Below are 25,719 nucleotides of genomic sequence, written 5' to 3'. Positions count from 1 at the left end.
TGGTCAGATTCCTTGCTGCACAAAGCGGTCGATCCGCTCCTGGATTTGCGAGGCTGTCGGCATCGCATCGGAGCAGCTGTGGCTGGAGACCACGATCGATGCTGAGGCACTGCCGAACCGCTGGCACCGGTCGATACTCCATCCCTGCATCAGGCCGTAAATAAAGGCACCAGCAAAGGAGTCCCCTGCGCCAAAGGTTTTCACTACCTGTGCCGGAAAAACGGCACCTATGTGCTTCTGTCCGTCCGCCGAAAATGCCGTCGACCCATCGCCGCCCCGTTTGACGACCACCAGCTTGGCCCGGTGCTTGAACCACTGCTTCGCGGTGGCTTCATCGTCCTGCATAAGCGGGCCGTCCAGCGCTTCGATCAGGTCGAACTCTTCGCGTCCGCCCATAATAATATCCGATTTCTCGGCGGCCAGACGGTAATACGTGCCGATCTCATCGGCCGAGGTCCATGTATACGGACGGTAATCGATATCAAAAACAATGACGACTCCGTGTCTTATGGCCAGTTCCATCGCTTTAAAAGCCGCTTCTCTGGACGGGCTCTTTGCAAGGGCTGTACCTGAAATGAGCAGCGCTCTGGCACTTTGGATATAATCCTCGCTTACGTCGCCAGGCTCCAGTTTGAGGTCCGCTACGTTATCCCGGTACATCAGGATGCTGCAGTCCGTCGGCGACTTGATTTCCGTAAACGTGAGTCCCGTGACGCTGCCCGACCGGTCGACGATAACGTGTGTGGTGTCGATGCCTGCGTCCTGCAGGTACCGGGTGATGAAACGGCCGTGGGCGTCGTCGGACACCCTGCCGATGAAACCGGTACGCAGCCCCAGCTTCGCCATGGCTATCGTAATGTTGGCCGGGGAGCCGCCGACATATTTGGTAAAGGTGACCGTGTCCTCCATCGGGCGATGGATTTCGTTGGCGTTCAGATCGATGCACAGCCGGCCCAGCCCGATAAAGTCCAGGGAACGATGGTCTGGAAATGAAATCGTGGTCAACGCTTTGGCACCTCCTGTCCAGGGGTCATCAGCCATTCATGCTGAGGGTCGTTATGGAACTTCCAGGTGCGCACCGGCCCGGCCATGACGTTGAGGTAATACACGTCGTACCCGGGAGGCGCCGATACCGGATGGTAACCGCGGGGAACGAGGACGGCGTCCCCGCTCTTCACGGCCAGCGTTTCATTCAGCGACAGGTCGTCGGTATATACGCGCTGCAGGGCAAAACCCTGACCCGGGGACACCTTGTGATAATAGGTTTCTTCCAGCAGAGACTCATGCGGGAGATCGAGTTGGTCATGCTTATGCGGCGGATAGCTGGACCAGTGCCCGGCCGGCGTAAAGACTTCCACGACGAGCAGACTTTCCGCTTCCTCCTGCTCCGGCAAAATATTGCGGACGGTCCGCTCCGTATAACCGGAGCCCCGCTGCTCCACCCCGATCTTCTCCGGCGGGATGAGCCTTGCTTCGAGCCGCCCTTGGCCAGGAGCGCTGCACACGGCCACCTCCGTTAAGGTAACGGCTTCCAGCCGGAAACGGTCATGCGCAGGAACGTATACCGCATAAGGGGCAAGCGGCTCAAACACGCTCATCCGGCGGCCGATCCGCTCATAGCTTTGTCCGCCTGCTTCCACATTCGCCAGCCCGCTGAGCAGCACGAGGCAGACTTCACGGTCTCCCGTCTCCTGCTCGATCGTTTGACCGGGTTCCAGCCGGTACGCTTCAAAGCCTACGTACTCCCACCCCGCCGATTCGGGCGTGATGCTGAGCAATCTGCCGTTCTCGTCCGGCTGTCCGCCGGGAACGATAAGCTTGGACATATTCCTTCCTCCTTTCAAGCGTTCAATTCCTGAACAATTTGAGCGAGATATTGCTTGGACTTGCTGGCATATTCGTAAGGATTCGCTTGGCCGGGATCCTGCTCCGCCTCCAGAATCATCCAGTCGTCATAACCATGCCGTACGAAGCTGCGGAAAATCGGCGCAAAGTCGATGCATCCGTCGCCAGGTACGGTAAACACGCCCTGGATTACCGCTTGCTGAAAAGGGATCCCCTCCCTTTTCACCCGCTCCAGCACATCGTTTCGGACATCCTTCAGATGAACGTAGGCAACGCGATCCGCATAGTGTTCATACAGCTCCAGCGGGTCGGATCCGCCGTAATAGGCATGCCCCGTATCCAGCAGCAAATGAACCAGCTCGGGATCCGTCGTCTCCATCAGCCTTTGAATTTCATCCGGCCGTTCGACCACCGTTCCAATGTGATAGTGGTAGACGAGCTTCATCCCGTTTCGTTTGCAGATTTCACCGGCTTGATGCAGCCCCTCGACCATGTAGTTCCATTCCTCGTCCGTCAGGGGATGCACGTCCTGGACGCCTTTCGGTCTTCTCGGGTCGCCGATGATCGAACCCCCAAGCTCGCAGGTGACGACATGGCGGCTGCCCATCGACTTTAAAAATTCAACATGCTGCCGGTACGATTCCAGCTCGGACGCCCTGCGGCGCGGCTCGGAGAACAAGACGCCCTTCCACTGTGAAGCCATCTGGAGTCCATGCTCAGCCAAAGCCTTCTTGAGAACGGCGGCGTCCTTCGGGAATTTTCGGCTGTTTTCCGTTCCGGTGAACCCCAGCTGCGTGAAATCCCGCATCAAGTCGTCGAACGTATAATGGTCGCCCAGTTCAAGCACATCTTCATTAACCCAATTGATTGGTGAAATGCCCAATTTAATCGATCGGATATCCGTCATCTACGTCGTTACCTCCCTTTGGACTTAGATTTTCAGCGCCTGCTGTACATGTTCGTTCATCGTTTCCCTCGCAGCCCGCACCTTATCGCTCGTCGACACTTCCGGAACATCCACCCTCCACCAGGATTCGTATCCGCCCGACTGGGTGCCCGGCAGCACCTTGATTTCGATCAGGGTAGAGCCCTTCTCCTCCCCGGCCTGCCGGAGGGCTTCCTTCAGCTCATCCACACGGGTGGCGGAAAATGCCTTGATTCCCATGCTTCGCGCATGGGCCGCATAGTCGACAGGTACGTAGTCCCCCGTCAGGCGCCCCGTTTCCGGGCTGCGCAGACGGAATTCGTTGCCGAAGCCGTCGCTCCCGTTTTCACGCTGCAGGCTGTGTATGCACTGGTACCCGTGATTGTCCAGCAGGATCACGTTCACCTTTGCGCCTTCCTGAATGCTGGTTAAAATCTCCGAATGAAGCATGAGGTAGCTTCCGTCGCCGACGAGCGCATAAACTTCCTTGTCCGGCTCGGCGAGCTTCACGCCGAAGGCCCCGGCAATTTCGTACCCCATGCAGGAAAAGCCGTATTCCATATGATAGGATTTGGGCGTTTCCGATCTCCACAGCCGGTGTAAATCGCCGGGAAGACTCCCGGACGCCGCAACGATCACTTCGTTTGCCGTGGAACGGTTCAGCTCACCGAGCACGCGGGTTTGCGTCAAGCCTTCTTCCGACTCCAAGCCGTACAGCCTGTCGACCTCCCGGGTCCATTCGGCTTTCAGTTTGGCAAGCTCTGGTTCGTTATGAGCAGACTTGTAGCTCCTTGCCTGAAGTGCGGAAGTCAATTCTTTTAACCCCGCTCCAGCATCTGCCACCACCTGGCACGCATTCAGCTTCGACGCGTCAAAACCGCTCACATTGATATGAATAAATTCTGCTTCAGGACTCGTAAAAGCGGTTTTGGATGCGGTCGGAAAATCACCCAGCCGGGTACCCACGCAAATGACGGCATCCGCTTCTCTGGCAAGCCGGTTCGCGGCAAGGGATCCGGTCGCGCCGATCGCTCCCATATTCAGCGGATGGTCCCATGGGATTGCGCTCTTCCCTGCCTGGGTCTCGGCCACAGGAATGCCGAACGCTTCCGCGAACTGCCGCAGCTCTTCATAGGCCAAGGAATAATGAACGCCGCCGCCGGCGATCAGGATCGGCTTTTGCTTGCGCGAAATCAGCTCCGCAGCCCGCTCGATCGCTGCCTGGCTTGCCGGCTTGCGGTCAAGGTAATGCACTCTTTTGCGGAAAAAATCCTCAGGATAATCGTACGCCTCTGTCTGCACGTCCTGCGGCAGGCAGATGGTGACCGCGCCGGTTTCGGCAGGGTCAGTCAGTACGCGCATCGCCTGGATCATCGAGCTCATCAGCTGTTCGGGACGCGTAATCCGGTCCCAGTACCGGCTGACCGGCTTGAAGGCATCGTTGACGGACACGGTATAATCCATCGGATGCTCCAGCTGCTGCAGGACCGGGTCCGGCTGCCGGCAGGCGAAAATATCGCCTGGAAGCAGCAGCACGGGTATCCGGTTGACCGTCGCCGTCGCGGCGGCCGTGACCATATTCAGCGCCCCCGGGCCAATGGAGGAAGTACAGGCGAAGATTTCCAGCCGGTTCTTCTGCTTCGCGTACGCAACGGCGGCATGCGTCATGCCCTGCTCATTTTTTCCCTGGATGAATCTGAGGCTGCCCGGCTCCCGCTCCAATGCTTCGCCGATGCCCAGTACGTTGCCGTGACCGAAAATACCCATGACTCCCTTAACGAACTTGTGCTCCTTTCCGTCCAGCTGCACATACTGCTGGTCCAGGAAGCGGAGCAAGGCCTGAGCCATCGTTAATCGAAGTACGCCCATTCATAACCATCCCTTCACAGAATATTTCATTAGGTTAATCGCTTACCCTAAAGACAAACAAAAACCTCATGATGTAGACATGGAATACTCGGACAAGCTGACAGGTCTCTTCTCCAGCCATGACTTCCTGGCTGCATCCGCCAGCAGTTCCGCCTCATACCCGTCCTCTCCGCTGACAGGTACGTCCTCATTGTTCAAGATCGCATTGATAAAGCTCTCGATTTCAAGCCGATACGCCGCTTCATAACGCTCCAGGAAAAAATGCTTCGGCTTATCCCGGAACACGCCGCCGGCCGTGCTGATTTCCGCCGAGTTCGGAAAATCGTTCTGCACATTGACCTGGCCCAGCGAGCCGAACACTTCAACGCGCTGATCGTACCCGTAAGCAGCCTGCCTCGAGTTGTCGATGACACCGATCGCGCCGTTCCGGAATCTCAGCATGATGACCGCCGTGTCCACGTCTCCGAGCTCTCCGATGACCGGATCCACCAGGACTGCCCCTTGGACATACACCTCATCCACTTCGCTGCCGCTCAAAAACCGGGCCATGTCAAAATCGTGAATCGCCATGTCCATAAACAGCCCGCCGGATACCTTGATATAGTCATGCGGAGGGGGGCTGGGGTCGCGGGAAGTGATCTTGATCAGATGGGGATCTCCAATCTGGCCGGAGGCGACGATCTCCCTGACTCTGCGGAAATTCGGGTCAAATCTGCGGTTGAAGCCAAGCTGAAATTTGACGCCGCTGTCGGAAGCGGCTTGCAGCGCAAGGCGGGTTCCCCGGACATCGAAGGAAATCGGCTTTTCGCAGAAAATGTGTTTGCCCGCCTTGGCGGAACGCTCGATCATGTCAATATGGGTATTGGTCGACGTACAAATAAAAACGGCATCGATGCCCGGATCACTGATGATCTGTTCCGCATCCTGGGTCAACAAAGGGATCCTCAGCCCATTGGCCCATGCCCTGGCATGATCGATTTGAAGATCTGCAATCGCTTTCACATTAACCTGAGGATGCTTGAGCAGATTTTCGGTATGCAGCCTGCCGATCCTCCCTGCTCCGATCACGCCGATATTCAGTTGTTTACTCATGGACATTCCACCTTGTTCTCACGATATCATTTCAATGAATCATTTAGGGTAACCGCTTTCCTTGATCGGATTATAACACCGCACCGGACCTTTGCAAACCCTTTTTTGTTATTTAATCCCACATTTTTTTGCCGGTCACTATAAGATTGGCTCTCCACCCTGCGTACTGTCAGGTCATCAGAATCACGGTTTCCATGACATATATATGAGTTTCCGCAAGTCAACATTCTATTTCCAGCGAATTGGAAAAGCAAAAAAAGCGGCCTGCCGCAGACGGCCAGACCGCAAAATATCGTTCATTACCGCATCCCGTACGGCATGGACATCAGCTGTTATTGAATGACCCCGGTATCGATAATGGACACCTGAACCTGGGTATGAAACTGCACGTTACGGTACTCCTTGTTCCAATCGATCCGCTTCCACAGTTTGGGATGATAGGCCATCAGCTGCCGGCCTACCCCAAAAATGTCGCAGTTCGCCTTTTGCAGCTCCCGCACGACTCCCTTGGCTTCCTCGGTCATGATGGACGATAGCTCCCTGTTCACTCGCGTCACGGCTTTATCATCCAGCAGCTGCGGTCCGGTGAATTCCTCGATAACCGCTTGAAGCTTTAGGCTCAGTGTCACGTGAACATCACCGTTCCGGGCGACGCTTACGTGAAACTCACGCTTCCTTTTCTTACTGCCGACGTTGTAGCTGATCGATCCGCGAATCGGCTTGGTTGTATCCAGATTCACGGTTTTGGTAAATCGTGCATTTCCTCCCGACTTTCCTTTCATCAGAACCAGCAGGATCGACTGATCCTTGCCTAACGATCCGCTATAGCTCTGATCGTGGAACAAGGCGACGCCTTTGGCAACGATCTCGGAGCCTTGTACCCCGATGTAAGGCAGCGCGAAATCCTGGCCTGGATCCGTCAAGGAACGGAAAACCGTATTCACGGTCTCCGGCGGGTAGAACAGGCTCATTTTCTCCAAGCTGCTGATTTTCTGCGACAGAAATTCGCCGATTTGCAGCTCTCCTACTTTTTTCATACCGATAATGTCTGCGGCGTCATTCTCCGTCACGATCAAGCGGACGTCGGAAGAAGGGTTCTTAGGGTCCCTGAAATTGACGTCCATGGGTGCCTTAATCCCTTCTTCAGCCAAGGATCTGCCGATCAGCTGCACGCTGTTCTTGATCACCCTCATATTCCCTCTTACGCGAGCCCGGAGGATGTTGCTCGCCCCGCGTGTTGACAAGCCCACAGCCGAATGGATTTCATTTCTCGTGGCGCTCTGTTCGGTTTTAGGGGGAATGATCAGCTCAACGGTTTCCTTGATTTTATGATCCTTGGTCAGATCAAAACCTGCGCTGTAGGCCAAATTCAAGTCTTTCAAATATTCACGGTCCCAGCATCCGGTCAGCAGCGCCGTGCTCAGACCCAGCATAACCAAGAAAAGTGCCCCGCGGCATCGTTTCATACAGCTCCACCCGCTTTCTTTTTGACAAATAAAGAGAACAGCATTAGCAGGAAGGGAACGCCCGCAATGAACACGTACGCGGCATATTCGGAAATCTTGTTGATCCGGTCGATCGCCATCGGCGTGGTCGGCAAAAGAGCAATTAAAAAAAAGGCTACACTAACAAAGGGGTCAAACATTTGATGGTTCTTTTTTCTAAACAGGACCGCAAGCCCATCGGCAGCCGCATAAAAGTAGCTGGCGATGGAACATACCAAGGTAATCGACCAAATCGACAAGAATAGAATGTCCGCCCGGTCGATGATATAAAAATTCAGCGATTTGACCAGGTAAATGACAGGTTCCGGGATCATCGCCAGCTGCGTCTGGTTAAACACCATGAGACAGGTACACACGACAAACACGTAGAACAGCGTAACGAACAGATTCGACAAGCTGATCATTTTCAATTTCTTGGCGTCAGATGCATTAATGAACGGAAAGATGATCATGAACATTTCGAACCCGTACATCGAGATGGTCGTATCCTTGGTTCCTTTCAGGATGTTGATCAGGCCTGCTTCGGTTAACGGGAGCATATATTCAATCCTTGCCTGCGTTAAGCCATAGCTGACAAAAATGATCAACGGAATGAACAGCATGGACGAAAGACTGTAAAACCGGGCCAATACGGTCAGCTTTTCTTTAGCCAGATAATAAGTCATGATACAGAAAAGGAGCAGTACCACCCACTTGGGGGTGGATTGCAGAATCCAGCGCTGGAGTACCATGTAGGCATTGAGCAAAACATTGCTGCCCAGCAAAATAAAATATCCGACGTAGCATGCGATCAGCAGCCTGCCTATAACCGGTCCGCCAAACCGGATACAGATTTGAAAAAGGTTCATCCCGGGAAACTTGCGCAGAAGAGTCCACATCATCAAAATGATGATTTGGGTAATCGCTCCGGCGATCACAACCGATATGCCCCCGCCGCCTTTTGCCGTCTTACTAAGGTCATAGGGAATCGAAAGCACGCCGACTCCGATTTGGGCTTGGATAATGAACAAAAACAGCTGTTTCGGGGACATCTTTTTCTCAGCCTGTTCCACCTTGGCCACCCCTCCCGGATCCGTGTCAACTGATGTTAGTTGTGCTTTTTCTCGCCATGCCTGCCGCGGATCGTCCAGATCGGAAACCGAAGAAACGCATCCTTGAAGCCCTTTATTTTCAATGGGGCCAGCGGCGACAGGTAAGGCTTCCCGAACGACTCCAGCTTGCACAGATGAATGAACAGGATCGTTAGTCCGAAAGCAATACCGATTAAACCGAAAATGGATGCGCATATCATCAGGGGAAATCGCAATATCCGGATCGCCGAGCTCATCTCATTGGACGGTATTAAAAACGACGAAATCGCGGTTAAAGCCACAACGATAATCATCGTGTACGACACGAAACCCGCCTTGACGATCGCATCCCCGATGACCAGACCCCCGACAATGCCGATCGTCTGCCCTACTCGGCTTGGCAGCCGGAGCCCTGCCTCCCTCAGCAATTCAAAGATCAGCTCGAGCAGCATCGCTTCAACGAGCGGGGGATACGGTACGCGGGTCAATGAACCCTGCACAGTAAAGAATAGCTGAATGGGCAAAATATTCGAATGAAACGCTACGATGGCGATATAGAATGCCGGCAGCTGAAAGGCGGTAATGAAGCTGAGCAGCCGGATAAACCGCACAAACGATGCGATCATCCAACGGTTGCTGTAATCGTCAGGGGTTTGATAAAAGCAGAAAAAGCTCACCGGGACGATCAAGGCCGTCGGATCCCCTTCGAGCATAATGACCACATGCCCGTCGAGCAAATACGCGCCCGTATGGTCCGGCCGTTCCGTATTCAAAAACTGGGGAAAGATCGAAAACGGCTGATCCTCCATGAATTCTTGGATAAAGCCGGTCGAAATGACGGAATCGATCGTGATGCCCTTCAGCCTGCCTTCCACTTTTTTGATTACGGTTGGGTCCGCCAGGTTATTCATGTACATGACCGCCACTTTGCGGGGAGCTGTACTGCCTATATTGTGATAATGCACCTTCAGGTCCGTCGAGCTGATCTGCTGGCGGATCTGATACAAATTGACCGTTAAATCCTCGATAAAACCGTTGTGTGCCCCGCGGATAATGCCTTCGTTTTCCGGCTCCGTAATGCTGCGTTCGTATTTGGCCGGCGTGGTCAAAACGTAGAACTGCTTCATGTCATCCTTGGTGAAAAACAAGCAATTGCCCGACAAAAGGGATTGTGTGCCCTGATCCAGCTTGTGTTCGGTTTCCAGCCGGAGCGTCAGGAACAGCTGGGACAAGTCCTCGTCTCCTCCCTGCCGCAGCGGACGGATGACGTTACGCTCGATCAGGGTTGGGTCCACCGTAGATTCCAGATATATCAGCGCCGATGATTGTCCACGGTAGGTTAGGTGCCTGACCTTCAGATCGTCGGTGTGACACAGCTTGTCCCGGATGTATGATATGTTTCCGTCAAGTGAAGGATAGATCGTTTGCTCGGATGAGGTCACAGCCTGCCCTCCTGCCATAACTAGTTAGACTGCGGTTAATATCCCCCGTCTCATGTAAAATTATTCCCAACCGATCCTGAACCTTCCAATCTAAAAAAACCGCTTGCCTTCAAGGCAGCGGTTCGTCGAATTCAAGGTTTATTGTGATTGGCGGGCTGAGTCATTTGGGAGGATCCTGGTCCCGCCAAATGGTTCTTCCGTCACGAGTTACATACGACATCCGCCGGTCAACTTGGACTTCAATTAGGCCGTCTCCCTTCAAAGTCAGGCTGCCGCTGCCTTCCACCTTTGGATATCCGGGCGCGGCTGCACCGCTACAATCGATTAAGAAGGTGTTCTGCCCATCCGTGACCGATGCCAGACCATCTTGATAGGCCGACACGCGGGTATACGCAAAGTCTGTCAGCAGCCTGCCCTCCCAATCCGCAATCGCATAGTTCAAGTCGATGGACGGCTGCTCCGGATTCACGGCGTGTGCGAGTCCCAGCCTTTCCTCACCGAGATCACGAATCTCGTCATATACAGGTGGAACGACGAATTGACCTGATTCATCGATGACGCCGTATCTCTTCGTGCCGCCCTCCCCCATGTTCACGATCGCCCGCTGACGGCGGAAGGGGGATGCCGAGGTAAAAGCGGGCTGTATACGGACTTGGCCGCGCAGATCGATATAGCCGTATTTTCCGCCGGCCTGCTGCTGACAAACGAGCAATCCGCCGCCGGGAGGACCGGCATACTCAAACTCATATTCGTATAGATTGCGGCCGTCCAGCCCGATTAGTGCGTACGCACCGTCCTTCATTTTGACCCAGGCTCTTCCACCGCCAAAATCGCCGGCTTCCTCATATCTTGCCGGGATGATCTCGTATCCCTGGGAATCCAGATAGCCGGAACGGCCGATATGTACCGTTTCACCCTGATTGCCCTCTACACGAAATACGGATCTGCCTTCCCGCATATCGGCGATATACGAGTACCCGCATTTCGTTACCACCTTACCTTGTTCATCGATCAGCTTGCAGTCGCCGCCGCCCGTGACGACGGCCCGGTGTTCCGAAAACGGTGAAATCGAATCATACACCGGGGGAACGACCCACATCCCGGCTTGATCGATCAATCCGTATTTTCCTCGTTCCCGGACAATGGCAAGGCCGTTCTTCTGAAATTCCGCCGCCTCTTCGTATCTGGCCGGAAGTACCATCGAACCGCTCGAGTTGATATACCCCCACCGAATCCCTTCGGCGGTTCGGTCCGAAAACCGCAGCAACTCCGCCACGCGGGGCAGCTGCAGGATCTTCCTCTCCAGCGTCAAAAGGGTTTCCCGGGAAGGATACGGCTGGGCAAATCCTAATGCTCTTCGTACCGAATGCAGTGCCGCCTGCGGGACCCCGGCCCGATATTGCGCCTCGGCCAGGTAGTACCAGTAAAACGGATAATCCGGATAGGATTCGGTCATCCGTTCATAGTAGCGGGCTACTTCAGGGTAATAGGCGGGGTAAACATCTTCTGCCGGGTGAAAACTCCCGTCCCGCCAGCGCAGCACCTCCGTCCGGTAGGCTTCGCCCGTATCGTGGATCCAGAGTGCGAGCTCGGATCTGCCGTCTGGACCTCCAGGCCCGGGCCAATCCGCCACGTCAATATAGCTGTAGCTCATTTCTGCAGGCGCCACATCCGTCAAACCATACTCCGTCCACTCATACACGGACAGCTTCGACCAAATGGAACCGATCTGCCAGCCTACGAGCAGGTTGTTCCGCCCAGGCTTGGTTACCGGTGCAGCGGTCAAGAGCGTGACTCCATAGCCTGGGCCTTGGATCCTGGCCATCGTTCTCCATGCCCCTTCGCTAAACTGAAGCACAAGTAAGTACAACGCATCATTCAACCGATAGACGGCGGAAATCTCCGGGACCCGATCCCCAGTTAAATCCTCGGCAATCACGGCAGGTTGTCCGGCTGGAGTATTCATCGTAACCAGCTCAGCCCCTTCCGGCAGATGCGTGCTGACCAGCTGTACCGTACTTTGCGGTTCAATTACGTTCATCCGTATCCTCCCTCTCTCTTTGCTTTTGCCTAATGGTATGCCGAGAGTGGGAAGATATGCCAGGACTGAGACAGAAAGCCGGCGAACTTGTTCTTTATCATATCCCCGGCATGGATGATATACAAAGAAAGCATAGCCCATACCGGGTTAGGCTTTTTATTTTGGCTCTGTTCTCTTCGAAAAATCAATTTATTGATGCAGCAGTGTGCGCGAATAACGCTGCGTCTAAGGCGCCGTCCTAACCGGTTCTAGGCAGTTCTTGCGACCTGCCATGCCAGAATCCGATCCATCCGGAAGGTTCTTGGGGCACCTGTCTTCAGGCATACTGCCCTGACGGTGTTCCCGCGCATCTCTTTCACTTCGATTTTACGCTGTGTAATGTTACCGGCCTGGTCTAAATAAACGATCTCCACGGTTTGCCCAACATATTTTTCTGACATGACAGCCCCTCCTAACCGAACGTATGTTTTTATTATATGCGAACACCCGTTCTTTATACCATGTAAATTTTACCCAATTATATCGAATTTCGCTGTCCAGGCCGGAAGGGTTTTATGAACCTAAAAAAAATTTCATCATCGGGTAACATTTCGATAATATGTCAGCTTCACGGAAGGGATTTGAGGGGAATTTAGCGAAAAATGTAGTATCATTCTTTTTCAAAAAACATGTGCTGGATCGAAAAATGTGTTGACGCATCTGTCGTTGCGGCATGCTGCGAGCGCAAAGAGGATGCAAAATTTCTAAGGAGCTGTTCAACCATGGATAAGATTATTCGTAAAATTGAAGAGCTTCGGTTGGAATTGAATAAACTGTCCGTATGCAGATGTCTCACCGATCCGGAGCTGATCAAGGCCAGTCAGAAATTAGACCGGGCATTAAACGACTACGACAAATTTTTAAAAGAAAACATGTAACCCAAAGAGGACCTGCTGATCCTGTCAGCAGGTCCTCTTCCTGTTCTGCATCCTGTGCAAGATGTTATGTACCTGACCGGAAGCCAGCATACATCCGGGCTGCCGTCTCTCTTGCCTGTATCGCCGACAGATGCAGCCTCTCTTCCGTACCGCCATAACCAATCTCCTCTTTACCGGTTTGCAGATCCCTGAATACCGAGTCAGCAAACTCGTCAAGAGGCGCGCCGAACGTGTGAAGTCCCGCCCCGCCAAGATCGGTGTTGACCGCAGGCGGCAGCACTTCGATCACCTTGGCGTTCGATTGAGCCAGCTGAATCCGGAGACTAACGGTAAAGGAATGGAGCGCGGCCTTGGTAGAGCTGTAAATCGGAACCCAGGCTCCCGGCGTAATGGACAACCCCGAGGTGACATTGATGATGACCGGATCCGGTTGTTTTAACAAGTGAGGCATAAACAACAGCGTTAAATGAATCGGCGCATCTACATTAATTGAAATTTCCTGACGGTAATACTCCCACTCTTTCTCCGCTTCGAGCAAATGAACCCGCTGCTGAATGCCTGCATTATTGATGAGAACGTTCAAACCCGGAAACTCGGACGTCACCTTTCGGAACAATTCGAGCCGGTGAGACTCCACAGAAAGGTCACAAGCCACCGTATGGATATCCGGGTAACGTTCCTTCAGCTCCTGAAGCTTGTCTGCGCGGCGCCCACAAATGATCACGGTGTTACCCGCCTGAACGAACCGCTCCGCCAAGGCCAGCCCGATTCCGGATCCGCCGCCGGTAATGAGTATCGTATTTCCGCTAATCTTCATTTCTCCATCACTCCCGCTGGATAAATTAGTTCACGATGATAAGTTGTCCAATCTCCGCTCGATTCCATGTATCAATAAATCTGGCGAAAGCTTCAGGCTGATAAGCATCACGTCATCGATAAATGCTTCAATTTATTGTAAGATAACGATAGGTAAAAAGAAAACCGGACTGATTTTACATGAAGGAGATATCAACATTGAGTGCATCAAACCCTTATCATTTTGAAGACTTAGAAGACTTTGGACGAGCTGCCCTGAAGGCAGACTGCGAGAAATGCTTCGGCCTGTGCTGCGTTTCCCTCCCTTTTGCCGCCTCATCCGACTTTGCCATGGACAAGCAGGCGGGAGAGCCCTGCCGCCATCTGCAATCCGATTTCCGCTGCGGTATTCATAACAGCCTGCGCCAAAAGGGATTTCGCGGATGTACCGTTTATGACTGTTTCGGAGCCGGACAAAAAGTTTCCCAGTTTACTTATAGCGGCATAGACTGGCGCCAAGCGCCGGAGACGGCGAAGCAAATGTTCGAAGTGTTTCCCGTCATGCGTCAGCTGCACGAGCTTCTGGCCTATTTAAGCGAAGCGCTAAGCCATGCAGACGCCCACCTGATCCACGAGGAGCTTCGAACGCAGCTGCATGAAACGCAGCGTCTCACCGAACTTCCGCCAAAAGAAATATTGAAGCTGGATATTCCCGCTCACCGGGCCGAAGTAAACCTCCTGCTCCTTAAGACCAGTGAACTCGTTCGGGAGGAGGCACGCCGACGTTACAAGGGACCGTCTTCTCGTAAGAACCTGAAGGGACGCGGGGCGGATCTGATCGGCGCCAAGCTGAAAGGCGCCGATCTCAAATTCCAGAGCTTTAGAGGCGCATATTTGATCGCGGCGGACCTTCGGGACGCAGACCTCCGGATCACGGATCTCATCGGCGCCGACTTCCGGGACGCAGACATCCGCGGCGCGGACTTGAGCGGAAGCCTTTTTCTGACTCAGTTCCAGATCAATGCCGCCAAAGGGAACGCAGCTACCAAAATTCCGGCAGCTTTGGAGCGACCTTTTCACTGGACCTAGAGCCTGCCAAGAGTGCACAAAATAAAACAACCGCTGGAACCTCGTTGTCCCAGCGGTTAATTATTAATGGATATTAGGCGCGTTCTCCACGCAAATCGGGGAGGGACGGCTCAAAGGAACTGATAAATACGTCCTTCTGCTTCTTCTTGTTGTTCTTCTTCATGACACCAAACAGCGTAATGACAGCATACATCGGCACCACGTAGTAGAAAATCAGAATCAGATAGAACAAGCCGCCAGAGCTCAAATGCATTCCGGACGCAATCGCAAGACCCGTGAGCAGCAATGTATTCATGACGTTGGCAATCAACACCTCGTGCTTCTTCCCGAAGAACAACACACCGATCAACGCAGCGGTAAACACACTCAGCAGTAAAAAGGTCATGATGAATTCCTCCTTAAAAACATTGGATGCTATATCATACGCTATGGATCAGCGATGATTCACAATTTCGACAAATTGCTTTCACAATTTAGACACAATTAGATTACCTCAAAGATAACATATTTAAACACTGTTGAAAAGGCTTTCACAAAAATATTTGGAAAAAGAAGCAAAAAAGACGCCGGAACCCTTGTTCCAGCGCCTTTTTTAGATTTATATATTTCATAACGAAATCCTTATTTCCTTAACGTGTCGGATCTGAATCGGACAGCTGATCGTGGATGGCCGACTGCTCCTCATGCCACCACAGCGCTTCCTCCGGCTCTTGAAGCACCTCATGAACTTCGTGCGGCTTCTCCACCGCGGGCGCAGAACCGCGCAGTGACCGGCCCGAGGTCTCGGTGAACCACATGGTCACGATGACGAAGCCGATAAGCGACACCGCGATCAAATAATACGCCGGAACCAGAGGTTCCCCGGTCAGATTGATCAGCCAAGCCATGACAAGCGGAGTGGTCCCGCCGAACAGGGATGCTGAAATATTATAAGTAATCGCCAGGGCCCCATATCGGACCTTGGTAAAAAACAAAGCCGGAAGCACGGACGGCATGGTGCCTTCAAAGCAGGTCAGCAGCACGGCGAGGCACAGCAGACCGAGAAAGACCATCCCTCCCTTACCGCTGCCGATCCACCAAAACGCCGGCAGCGAGAGCACGATCAGCCCCAGCAGACCGCCTTGGATGATGCGCTTGTTCCCGATCCGGTCGCTGAAGTAACCCATGAACAGCACAATCGGGATCATGATAAACATGACAATAAGGATGAGCAGCAGCCCTTCCGTTTCCCCGTAACCGAGCACCGCGGTAAGATGCGATGGCATGTAAGACAATACCATATAGTCAACGACATTAAAGGAACACACCATGACGATGCAGAGCAGGACGACTCTCCACTGAACCTTTAACAGTTCCCGGAATGGCACTTTCTGCCTCCCTTCATCTTGGGCTGCTTTCTCCATCGCCTCAAAGGCGGGAGTTTCTTCGAGATGATTCCGCAGGTACAGGCCGACCAAGCCGATCGGAGCCGCGATAAAAAAAGGAATCCTCCAGCCCCAAGCCAGCATCCGGTCGGGTCCGAGCAGGTAGCTAAGCAGCGTCACCAACCCGGATCCGGCAATGTACCCCACCAGGGTGCCCACTTCCAGACCGCTCGCCATAAATCCGCGGCGTTTATCGGGCGTGGATTCGGCAATGAAGGTCATGGCGCCCGAATACTCTCCCCCGGTGGAGAAGCCCTGGACCAGGCGGGCCAGCAGCAGCAGCACCGAAGCGGTAATGCCGATCGATGCGTAGCTCGGGATGAGGCCGATGCACAGCGTAGACACCGCCATCATGACCAACGTGATGGTGAGCACTTTTTTCCGGCCAAGCCTGTCCCCCAGCCTCCCAAAAAACAAACCGCCGAACGGCCTGACGAGAAAGGCGATGGAAAACGTGGCAAAGGTATAAATCAGCTGGATGGAACCCGTCATCTCCGGGAAAAACACCTTGCCCATAATGACGGCCAAATAAGAGTAGATCCCGATGTCGAACCATTCCATGGCATTTCCCAATGCGGTGGCGACGACGGCCTTCTTGGCGTTGCCGGTGTCCACGACCGTGATATCGTCCTTATGAAGCCGGGGTCCGGATTTTTTTCGGAAAGGCAGCGCCCATTTACTTTTCTCGTGATTGTTGCTGTCCATAATCGAAGACTCCTCTGCAAGCGAAAATACCTTGACCAAACTAGTATTCGCCCGAAGCCTTGCACCAATTCATCGATGAGTCGGCCAGCCCCCTTCGTGAACGTAGTCAGTCTTCTTGGCCTCAATACAGGCTACTCACGAGACCGGCTGATAATGAACCGTCATTCCTTCCATTCAATATGGAACAGCTCACGCAGCACCTGCCCTATCTGTTCCGGCTCGACGTCCTCTTTAGATTTCATCTCTCCGTTTACCCGGGTTAAAGAGTTTCCGCTCAGCGTAACGCGTCCCTGCTCCGTCTGAATCATTGCCACCCGTATTTTATTGAATTTCGATTCGTGCCCGTACTGCGTCATATCGAACACCGCTTTGAAATCTTCCAGCAGTCGCGGCTCCCTGTCCAACTGGTACAGCATCTCCCACTCCTCTGGGGTTTCCTTCTCCAAAACCAATCGGTCCTGCTCTTCTGTATATGGACGTATGCGCCATTTTCCATCCCAGTCCTCAGTCCATTCGCCGTTCAGCGGAACCGGCACTCGGGGGCTTCGGCCGCCAAAACCAACATCCACGAGGTAATCTCCACCCGGAAGGTGAACGACATTTACGGCATGGGTTCCGTCGATAAACCAACCTTCCTCCTGCTTGACGGTACAGGCAGTCATCGATACGCTGAATCCAAGCGCTTTGAGAAGGTTGTGAAACAACCCGTTCAATTCGTAGCATACGCCTCCGCGGCGGCCTTCAATGATCTTGTTGAAGAGAATGTCCGGATTCATCGACAAAGGGACCCCATCCATGATATCTAGGTTTTCAAAAGGAATATGCATGACGTGCCGATATTGCAGTTCACGAAGGAGCTTCAGATCGGGCATAATGTCGATGTGATAGGTCATACCCAGTTTACTCATGTATTTTTGCAGGTTAAACATTCTTCTCTCCTCATTTCCGAATGTGAAATCTTGATTAGAAACGGGCTGATTTATGTGCGCTTACAAAAAATCCATTACTAATAAGGTACAGGGAGCGATCTCCCGGGACAATGCGAATTTATCACAGCTGTACCGGTACAAATTAGATTCAGGTATAATGGTAATGAATGGAAGACTATATTTTCCATAATTGATGAGGCTTTATGAAAGCCGCCAGAGTAGTATCACATGGCATCAGCCGCATTGAACAATTCCCGGCTTGCCTATCTGTCAACGCAATGAAGCCCAGCGAACCGCTGGACTAATTGGGAGATGAACCTTCATGCGCTATTTTTTCAAATTGAATGTGATGAGCTGTATTTACGCTTTCCTCTTTTTCCTCCATGCGGAAAGTCTGGGCAACGTGTACAGGCTGGAAAGAATCACGAATTGGACCGGCATCTATCATGCATTGAACTGGGCGAATCTGGCCCTGTTGGCCGTATCACTGATCCTCTGCTATTGGCTGAGCAAGCGTCTCGTTTCCGGCCGTAAATCCGCTTATGCCGCTGCCGTTCTGTGGATCCCGTATTTCATCCTGTGGATTTGGGGCTTCAGCATGCTGTTTCCGCTGACGAATCCGGGAGATGATCCCGCTCCGGTCACCGGCTTGATATTCATGTTCGAAATGATTGTGTTTCCGTTCTATATTGCCTTTAACACGTTCTTGTCAGCGCAGTTGCCGGCTATCAGGAAAGGCATAAAATCGTAGGTTTCGGGACAGCCCGTTCCACGATCAACCGGTAGTGTTCCCGCCTGTTTTGGATACGGATGCGCGATAACGGTCCAGCGCCTGCTGCTCAATACCGATGGCACGCTGGATATCCATCAGCCGGATTTTTTTTACGTATTCATCAAAAGCGGATACCGGCTCCATGCCCATAATGATCTTCAACGACATTTCGGTTACGGCCTTGTTGACTTCCTGCATGATCACCGCCAGCTCGGTGCTCTCCTTCTCCGTGGTCGGAAGCGCAGGCAGCGTATGAAGCGCCGCATCCGTGTCGGACCACACCCGGACCGCCTCCTTCTGCTCCGGAAGGGAATAATACTGTTCCATGTAACGGATATCCTGGACGAAAGGTCCGAAATAACTTGCCCTGGTGTACATCGCCAGCGCCTGTGACGGCGCCAGCTTATCCGGGTTGTGCAAAATAACGTCCGTATACACCGGATACCCGTCCTTCATTTCGTAGCTGACCCCTTCGATGCCGAAATTAAAGAGCAGATGTCCTTCCGGTCCGTACCCGTAGTCCAGCATCTTGACCGCTTCTTCGACATGCTTGCTCTTCGCGGAAATCGCCACCCCGCTGGATCCGACAGCCGGGGCCAGCTGCCCGAATTCGGGCCGGTCCCCGCGTTGAAGCACCGGATAGGGCGCCGGGACGAGCTCCACCGACGAATCCTGCGCTTTCATAACAGGCAGCCACGTGCCGATGCCGGCGCCCGCATTCCAAATGCCAGCACCGCTCCGGCTCAGGATCATGCTCGTGTCCTGCGTTTCAGAGTCCACGGCAGCAAAGTTCGGGTCGATCAGCCCTTCCGCGTACCACTGCCGGAACAGTGACAGAAATTGTTTATACCCCGGCTCAACCGGGCCGAACTTGACTTTTCCCTCCTCTTGGTAAAAGCCTTTCTTAATTCCGAATGCGCCGATAAACCCTCCGCCCTCGATGCCAAAGAGCGGATTCGGTACGCCAAGGAAGGTAAGCGGCGCTTCGGCGCCTTTCTTTTCCTTGAACGCCTTGAGCACTGTATGCCAATCGTCGATCGTCACAGGCACGTCCAGGCCCAGCTCATCCAGCCAATCCTTGCGGATAATCGGCCCCTGGTAAGTCCGCAGCTTGTCGTCTCCCTGGATAAACGGGAATGCGTAGTAGCTGCCTCCGGCTGTACGGATTTGCATATCGATATCGGGATGCGCCTTCAGGTACCGCTTCAAGTTCGGGGCGTACTGATCGATGGCTTCGTTCAGGCGTAGAATATAGCCGTCGTTGATCGCCTTCTCCGGTCCCCCCGGATAATTGATCCATTCATACTCCATCATATCCGGCAGATCGCCTGATGCAAGCAGCACGCTGATCGCTTCCTTCGCCTGGTTGGCCGGAGGCTGGATGAACGTCAGCTGGACGCCGGTTCTCCGCTGCCATTCCTGAAAGAACGGCACCTGGTTAAAGGTGGACTTGATCCCCGCCGCGTTGCCGTTCAGTTCAGCCCAATAGGTCAGCTTGGCATCCGAGGCGGACGAACCTTTGCCTCCTCCCGCCATCAGCGTTGTTTCGGCAGTCGGCAGTGAACTTGCCGTCTGCGTCATCCGCTCACGATCGCAAGCCGGCAGTACCGCCATCAGCAGGACCATGAAAGCCAGCCATCCCCACACCGCCGCTCTCCTTTTACCTTTCCACTTCATAGGTACCTCCCGAAAATAAAACATCAAATAATTTCTTTGTACTTGCCTGGCGTAATGCCTTCGTATTTTTTGAACACCCGGATGAAGGTCGCGGGGTCGTTGTACCCGATCTGCCTGGATATCTCGCTGACCGACTCGGGCTTGGTCCGCATTAGCCGTTTCGCCTGCTCGATCCGGTATTTATGAATGCTGTCCAGTATGCCTTCGCCCGTCTGGGTCTTATACAGCTTCGACAGATAGCTCCCCTTCAACTGAAAATGCTCGCCGATCGCGTTGACGTTTAAGTTCATGTCCATGTAATTCGCTTGGATATACTGGTGGACTTCCTCAATCAGGTTCCGCAGGGAATCCTCCCGCTCCCTGGATACGTGGGACGAACGTTTAGCTGATGCGTAGGCACACACTTCCTGAAGGAGGGACTGCAGCTTCTCCTGCATTTCCCGAAGAGTGCCGCATGCCATAATATCGTCGATCCAGCGCGGGTTGTCAGCAAGCGTGATGCCGCCGCTCCCTTCGCCCAGCTCGTTGATTGCCTTGATCATCGTCCCGACGAGATTGAACATCAGGCATCTTGCCAGTGTGAGCGGCATGACAGGCTTGTCCAGATTTTTCTCAATGATCTCGTTCATACACGATGCGGCCTCATCCAGGTCCCCCGCCTTGATCACATTAATTAGCTGCTGCTCGATTTGAAGCGGATAATAATAGCCGTAACCGATGTCTGCTGTGCTGTCGGCACGGATGTCCTCGTATGCGATGATCCCTTTTTTGCCGAGGACCATTTTGTATTCCATCGCGTCGACCGCCTCCCGGTATGCCTCGGAGATGCCGATCCAGGAAGCATGGCGTCCGCTCAGTGAGATGGTCAGTTCCATATCATACCGCTCCAGAAAGCGCTGCGCCTCGGCCGCGATCTCATGAAGATCGTGCTCCCAACCGGAAGTATCCGCTTTCAAATTGACAAGGCAGGCCATCATGTCATCCGTTTCGACCACATACCCGGCATGTCCCTGCTTTTGCGCCAGCTCTTCCACGACATTGGATATGATCAGATGGATCAGCTTACTCCGTTCATTCATGTCGATGCCCGGCAAAAATTCGTACAGCTTGTCTTCGTTCTCGATCACGAACAGAATGACGGCAAATTCCGTGGATACCTGCTTCATCTGAAATGAGCGAAATGCCTCCTCATAGGGTACCAGCGTATCCGGTTTGCCTTTCAGCAGCCGGTTGAGCATGTTAGACCTCAGTACCTGCTGGTGCTTCTGCAGCTGCATGGAAATCTCGTCATTTTCAGTGCGGGTGCGGGTGACGACTTTCTGGATGAACCGGAACTCGTTCGCATCGGCATAACCACGGTCGGTGTTCTCATCCTTGAGGGACTCGACCAGCTGCTGTACAGGCGAATAGTTGCGGCGCATAAAAAACCAGGTCAGAACGCCGGCACCCGCCAGGCTTACGAGTATGCTGACATACGTAAAATTACGGACATATTCCGCCTTTTCCCAATAGATTCCGCTCGGGATGATCAGGGCGTACTTCAGGTCCGAGACAGAGGAGTTGATTGAGAACAGTTCCGACGTTCCAGCCTGCGCGGAATCCGTTTGAATCCGCTTACCATTCAGAAATGGCGACAGCCCCTCCGAATCCGGATGGTTGGACATCAGAATCTCGTTGTTATGGTTTAAAATGAGCAGCGTCGCTCCGCTGAAACCCGAAATGCCCTCCACCGCTTCCTGGAACCGGCGGGTATCGGACATGACCACTACGCTGCCTGTGCTCCGTCCGTTCATGTCTTTCGGCAGCTGCGTAATATAGGCGATTGCCGTATGTTCATCAGCCGCATTGGCATGGGGAAGCACGATGAAGGAATTGCTCGTCCCATTCAATACTTCGCTCTTCCATTGCTCGAATGTGAGCGCACCGGTTTGGTGAATTGTATAGAAAGCGGATTTCAAGTCGCGGATATTGCCGGACCTGTACACCGAGCCGTCCCGTCTGGAAACAACGTAAAACTCGTCAATGGAAGCATACGACGTTTTAAACAGCCTGAACTCATTCACCAGCTGGTATGCCGTGTAGGGCACTTCCTGAGCCGGCATGCTGGAATACATCAGATGCTGCAAATTCGGGCTCCATGTCATTTCCATATTCAACCGCTTCATCAGATCGATCTGATTATCGATTGTGTACCTCATCTGCTTCAGGAGCGAATCGTTGGCCCGGTGGATTTCGCTCTTCAGCGCATGGCTGGCCTGGGCGTAGATCACCAGGCTGATGACGATCGGAACAAACAGCACCGCGCTGTATGATACGAGCCAGGTGACAATGATGCTCTCCCGTTTCCGCCATAGGTTTTGAATGTTCAGCAAAAGACCATCACCCATACTTCAATAGTTTGTCTCGATTGATTAGACACCCATTATATCGAATATCGCCTGGGATGCGTATAGATAAAAAGTGCAATCCGGTTGATAAAAAGCGTAATATCCCTGGCTGGATGCGGAATTAACGCGAAAAAGCCTCGGGAGACCTCACGGTCTACCCAGGCTCATGTGGATGAATGGACAGGCGGTCATGCACCCGGCATCAACTCGCTATACGTATCTTTTTAAAAGATCCGGTGCTTCCATCCGTTCAGTTTGGCGGCCGCCTCAATAAAAAAGTAGTCGCCGTAAATAAGAGATACATCAACGTTTTGTGATACCGGCTTATGGCCGGTTCCGTGCAGCAGGACGGCCTCATGATCCGGATCATTCCATGTTCCGTACGCCGTGTACAGGGAATGCAGAATCCGCTGCGCGGCATCAAGATATCCCCTTCCCCGGATATCGCCAAGCACCTCCGCGAGCTCCAGCAATCCGGACGCCGCGATGGCGCCGGCCGAGCTGTCTCGCACGATGCCGCCCTCGGCCTCCACGGCTTCCGCACGAAAATCCCAGTACGGCACGGCATCCTCGGGCAGATGCGCGATAAAAAAGTTCGCCACCCGCTGGGCTGCCGCAAGGTAATCCGGACGGTCCGTATAACGATACGCATTCGTTAGACCGTATAGTGCCCAGGCCGCCCCCCTGCTCCAGGCCGAATCCGGCGCAAAGCCCTGTCCGCCGATCGCTTCCGCGGCTTCGCCGGTTTCGGCATCAAACCGGATGATATGATGCACGGACCCGTCCGCTCGGACGAAATGGCGGACGACCGTATCCGCATGCTGCCCTGCGATATGTGCATACCGCGGGTCTCCGCTCTCTTCCGATGCCCAGAACAACAGCGACAGATTCATCATCGTATCGATGATCGACCAGCCGGTCTTGTCGCCGTTCCAAGCGCGGATGAACCGGCCGGCAGGGTTGAAGCGCCCTGCCAGGAAGCCGGCTGCAAGGAGCGCGCGTCTTGCCGCGTCTTCATCTCCGGTCAGCTTATGCTTGATGACCGCGGTCGGCAAAAACTGAAAACCGACGTCATGATCATAATGATTAGGGGCGAGCCACAGCTCCGACAACCGTTCATCCCAGTTCCAGGCAGCCTCCCGGTATTTATCCTCACCGGTCATGTCGTACATCAGCCACAGCATCCCCGGCCAAAAGCCCGAAGTCCACCAATCGATCCGCATATCATCGTATTTTCCGTCTTGGCCTGCGGCATGCGGCGATTTGTCTCCGATTCGTTCCAGCATTTGTCCCGCCTTGCGGACGATCTGCCGCCACATCTCCTGCTTAACTGTTTCACAGTCCTTCATGCGAAGACCTCCTTGATCTGAACAACATCTGTTTCGCAGTTACATGCATCAGCCCTTCAGCGAGCCGACCATGACTCCTTTCACGAAAAACCGCTGCAGGAACGGATACACGCACAGAATAGGCACGGTCGCCACCATAATCGTTGCGTATTTGATCGTTTCCCCGATTTGGAACCGGTCTCCCGCCGAAGCGCCCGATGACATGCTGTCGGTCGAGTTGGAGATCAGAATTTCACGCAGCACCAGCTGCAGGGGAAACAGGTTTCTGTCTTTGATAAACACCGACGCGTAGAACCATCCGTTCCACTTGTCCACCGCATAATAGAGAATCATGACAGCGATGACCGGCATGGACAACGGGATGATAATCCGGAACAAAATGGTGAAATGATTCGCGCCGTCGATTTTGGCCGATTCCTCCAGGCTGTCCGGAATGCCCATGAAGGCCGTGCGCATGATGATCAGGTTAAACGTGCTGACGGCGAACGGAACGATCGTGGACCACAGCGTGTCCAGCAGTCCCACGCCTTTGACGACGAGATACAGCGGGATCAGACCGCCGCTGAAGAACATGGTGAACACGATAATGAACATGAACACCTTGTTCCACATCACGTTTTTGCGCGAAAGGACATAAGCGCCCATCGAGGTGAGCAGCAGATTTACCGCTACCCCGAATACCAGAATGAACAGTGTATTGCGAAAACCGATGCCGATGCCCGGGTTGTCCAGCACGCTCTTATAGGCGTCGAGGCTGAAGCCGAGCGGACGCCACAGAAAGCCCTTGTGGCCGAGCAGCCGGGCCGAATCGCTGAACGAAGCGAACAATACATACACCAGCGGATACAAGGTCACGACGACCAGAAAAATCATCAGGGCATAATTGATGACATTGAATATGCGGTCACCCCAACCGCTCTCTGTTTTCAAGCTTACCACCTCACCATAGGCTGTTTTGGCTCACCCTCCGGCTGATGGCGTTGGCCGTAATCAGGAGGACGAGATTGATGACCGAGTTGAACAAACCGACGGCGGAACTGTAGCTCCAGCCGAACTCCAGCAGGCCCTTGCGGTATACGAAGGAGGAGATGACGTCCGCCGTTTCGTACGTAACCGGGTTATATAGAAGAATGATCTTTTCAAACCCGACGTTGAGCAGGTTCCCCATCCGGAGAATGAACATGATCATAATGGTCGGCAGCAGCCCGGGCAGCGTAATGTACAGCATCTGCTTCAAACGGCTGGCCCCGTCGATCCGGGCTGCTTCGTACTGCTCCAGATCAATGCTCATGAGCGCAGCGATATAAATGATCGATTCCCAGCCGATCCGCTGCCAGATTTCGGACAGCACGTAGATGGGCCGGAACAGATCGGGCTTTTGCAGCATGGCCTGGCCATCATAGCCCAGGAACATGAACAGGCGGTTGATGAGCCCATCCGCGTTCGTAAAATCGGTGATGATGCCGCAAATGACGACGAGCGAAATAAAATACGGCATATACGTGATCGTCTGGACGACGCGTTTGAATTTCTTCTTGCGTACTTCGTTGATCAGGAGTGCCAGTATGATCGGCGCCGGGAACTCAAAAACCAGCGTATAGAGGCTGATCAAGATCGTATTTTTTAAAATTCTCCAAAAATAGTAGCTGCCGAAAAAGTCATGAAAATGCTTCAATCCGACCCAGTCGCTGCCCAGAATGCCCTTCATGGGCGAATAATCTTTGAACGCGATCAGCGCCCCGTACATGGGTGCATAATGAAAGACCAAATAATAGGCGATCACCGGCAGCATCATGATGTATAAATACTTGTTGAGCACAAAATCACGAACGAGCCGGCTTCGAAACGATTGCCGATTTGCCATGCCTGAAGTTCACCTCGATTAT

General features: G+C 53.4%; 22 protein-coding genes. 3 read left to right on the top strand and 19 right to left on the bottom strand.

The features are described 5' to 3' along the window. Nucleotides 1-3: 3 nt before the first annotated feature. From iolC to BCV73_RS10390, 10 genes are all read right to left on the bottom strand, one after another. Nucleotides 4-1,005: a 5-dehydro-2-deoxygluconokinase gene (gene iolC / locus BCV73_RS10435; RefSeq protein ID WP_244879252.1), complete on the bottom strand. Its 1,002-nt coding sequence runs from the start codon at nt 1,003-1,005 to the stop codon at nt 4-6. Continuing rightward, a complete protein-coding gene (gene iolB, locus BCV73_RS10430) occupies nt 1,002-1,826 on the bottom strand; it encodes a 5-deoxy-glucuronate isomerase (protein ID WP_089547037.1) in 825 nt (274 codons plus the stop codon). Before iolB ends, iolC begins: the two co-directional genes overlap by 4 nt. A gap of 14 nt (nt 1,827-1,840) precedes the next feature. Beyond that, on the bottom strand, nt 1,841-2,752 hold the full coding sequence (gene iolE / locus BCV73_RS10425; protein ID WP_089547036.1) for a myo-inosose-2 dehydratase: 912 nt from the start codon (nt 2,750-2,752) through the stop codon (nt 1,841-1,843). Nucleotides 2,753-2,776: 24 nt separating this feature from the next. Then, on the bottom strand, nt 2,777-4,639 hold the full coding sequence (gene iolD / locus BCV73_RS10420) for a 3D-(3,5/4)-trihydroxycyclohexane-1,2-dione acylhydrolase (decyclizing) (RefSeq protein WP_089547035.1): 1,863 nt from the start codon (nt 4,637-4,639) through the stop codon (nt 2,777-2,779). A gap of 66 nt (nt 4,640-4,705) precedes the next feature. Then, nucleotides 4,706-5,731, bottom strand: a complete 1,026-nt coding sequence (iolG, locus tag BCV73_RS10415; RefSeq protein WP_089547034.1) for an inositol 2-dehydrogenase — start codon at nt 5,729-5,731, stop codon at nt 4,706-4,708. 332 nt (nt 5,732-6,063) lie between these two features. Beyond that, nucleotides 6,064-7,164 (bottom strand): Ger(x)C family spore germination protein, encoded by a 1,101-nt coding sequence (locus BCV73_RS10410; protein ID WP_218828123.1) that lies wholly within the window; start codon nt 7,162-7,164, stop codon nt 6,064-6,066. Nucleotides 7,165-7,193: 29 nt separating this feature from the next. Continuing rightward, nucleotides 7,194-8,288, bottom strand: coding sequence for a GerAB/ArcD/ProY family transporter (locus tag BCV73_RS10405; RefSeq protein WP_089547032.1), 1,095 nt, complete (start codon nt 8,286-8,288; stop codon nt 7,194-7,196). 35 nt (nt 8,289-8,323) lie between these two features. Then, on the bottom strand, nt 8,324-9,748 hold the full coding sequence (locus tag BCV73_RS10400; RefSeq protein WP_179231948.1) for a spore germination protein: 1,425 nt from the start codon (nt 9,746-9,748) through the stop codon (nt 8,324-8,326). Between the two features lie 160 nt (nt 9,749-9,908). After that, the gene (locus tag BCV73_RS10395) at nt 9,909-11,789 is read right to left on the bottom strand and encodes a WG repeat-containing protein (RefSeq protein ID WP_179231947.1); all 1,881 of its coding nucleotides are present in this window, start codon (nt 11,787-11,789) and stop codon (nt 9,909-9,911) included. Nucleotides 11,790-12,037: 248 nt separating this feature from the next. Beyond that, complete coding sequence (locus tag BCV73_RS10390; protein WP_089547029.1) at nt 12,038-12,229, bottom strand: hypothetical protein; 192 nt, start codon at nt 12,227-12,229, stop codon at nt 12,038-12,040. Between the two features lie 321 nt (nt 12,230-12,550). On the opposite strand from BCV73_RS10390, the gene BCV73_RS34765 reads away from it, so the two are divergent. Next, nucleotides 12,551-12,706, top strand: coding sequence for an aspartyl-phosphate phosphatase Spo0E family protein (locus BCV73_RS34765; RefSeq protein ID WP_076166611.1), 156 nt, complete (start codon nt 12,551-12,553; stop codon nt 12,704-12,706). Between the two features lie 64 nt (nt 12,707-12,770). Here BCV73_RS34765 and BCV73_RS10380 read toward each other — a convergent pair whose 3' ends face one another. Continuing rightward, on the bottom strand, nt 12,771-13,523 hold the full coding sequence (locus BCV73_RS10380) for an SDR family oxidoreductase (RefSeq protein WP_089547028.1): 753 nt from the start codon (nt 13,521-13,523) through the stop codon (nt 12,771-12,773). A 197-nt stretch (nt 13,524-13,720) separates the two neighbouring features. On the opposite strand from BCV73_RS10380, the gene BCV73_RS10375 reads away from it, so the two are divergent. Continuing rightward, nucleotides 13,721-14,590, top strand: coding sequence for a pentapeptide repeat-containing protein (locus tag BCV73_RS10375; RefSeq protein ID WP_256992809.1), 870 nt, complete (start codon nt 13,721-13,723; stop codon nt 14,588-14,590). Between the two features lie 73 nt (nt 14,591-14,663). Here BCV73_RS10375 and BCV73_RS10370 read toward each other — a convergent pair whose 3' ends face one another. From BCV73_RS10370 to BCV73_RS10360, 3 genes are all read right to left on the bottom strand, one after another. Then, a complete protein-coding gene (locus BCV73_RS10370; protein ID WP_076166622.1) occupies nt 14,664-14,975 on the bottom strand; it encodes a hypothetical protein in 312 nt (103 codons plus the stop codon). Nucleotides 14,976-15,219: 244 nt separating this feature from the next. Then, nucleotides 15,220-16,719: a glycine betaine/L-proline transporter ProP gene (gene proP / locus BCV73_RS10365; RefSeq protein WP_089547026.1), complete on the bottom strand. Its 1,500-nt coding sequence runs from the start codon at nt 16,717-16,719 to the stop codon at nt 15,220-15,222. A 161-nt stretch (nt 16,720-16,880) separates the two neighbouring features. After that, nucleotides 16,881-17,627: an arylamine N-acetyltransferase family protein gene (locus BCV73_RS10360; RefSeq protein ID WP_218828122.1), complete on the bottom strand. Its 747-nt coding sequence runs from the start codon at nt 17,625-17,627 to the stop codon at nt 16,881-16,883. Nucleotides 17,628-17,970: 343 nt separating this feature from the next. Between BCV73_RS10360 and BCV73_RS10355 the strand changes: the two genes are divergently transcribed. Further along, on the top strand, nt 17,971-18,399 hold the full coding sequence (locus tag BCV73_RS10355) for a hypothetical protein (protein WP_089547024.1): 429 nt from the start codon (nt 17,971-17,973) through the stop codon (nt 18,397-18,399). A gap of 24 nt (nt 18,400-18,423) precedes the next feature. Here the strand turns inward: BCV73_RS10355 and BCV73_RS10350 are convergent, their stop codons facing one another. From BCV73_RS10350 to BCV73_RS10330, 5 genes are all read right to left on the bottom strand, one after another. Further along, the gene (locus tag BCV73_RS10350; protein ID WP_343219892.1) at nt 18,424-20,097 is read right to left on the bottom strand and encodes an extracellular solute-binding protein; all 1,674 of its coding nucleotides are present in this window, start codon (nt 20,095-20,097) and stop codon (nt 18,424-18,426) included. A gap of 23 nt (nt 20,098-20,120) precedes the next feature. Continuing rightward, nucleotides 20,121-22,469 carry a helix-turn-helix domain-containing protein gene (locus tag BCV73_RS10345; RefSeq protein ID WP_256992808.1) on the bottom strand — a complete coding sequence of 783 codons (2,349 nt, stop codon included), beginning with the start codon at nt 22,467-22,469 and terminating at the stop codon, nt 20,121-20,123. Nucleotides 22,470-22,708: 239 nt separating this feature from the next. Beyond that, nucleotides 22,709-23,833, bottom strand: coding sequence for a glycoside hydrolase family 88 protein (locus tag BCV73_RS10340; protein WP_089547022.1), 1,125 nt, complete (start codon nt 23,831-23,833; stop codon nt 22,709-22,711). A gap of 48 nt (nt 23,834-23,881) precedes the next feature. Then, on the bottom strand, nt 23,882-24,706 hold the full coding sequence (locus tag BCV73_RS10335; protein WP_076169368.1) for a carbohydrate ABC transporter permease: 825 nt from the start codon (nt 24,704-24,706) through the stop codon (nt 23,882-23,884). A 67-nt stretch (nt 24,707-24,773) separates the two neighbouring features. Next, a complete protein-coding gene (locus BCV73_RS10330) occupies nt 24,774-25,697 on the bottom strand; it encodes an ABC transporter permease (protein WP_076166645.1) in 924 nt (307 codons plus the stop codon). Nucleotides 25,698-25,719: the final 22 nt, after the last annotated feature.

Origin of the sequence: Paenibacillus sp. SSG-1 (assembly GCF_002224835.1) — a bacterium.
Taxonomy (GTDB): Bacteria; Bacillota; Bacilli; order Paenibacillales; family Paenibacillaceae; genus Paenibacillus_AQ; species Paenibacillus_AQ favisporus.
The sequence above is the reverse complement of the archived record's forward strand: the minus strand, read 5'-3'. Positions and strand labels throughout refer to the sequence as shown.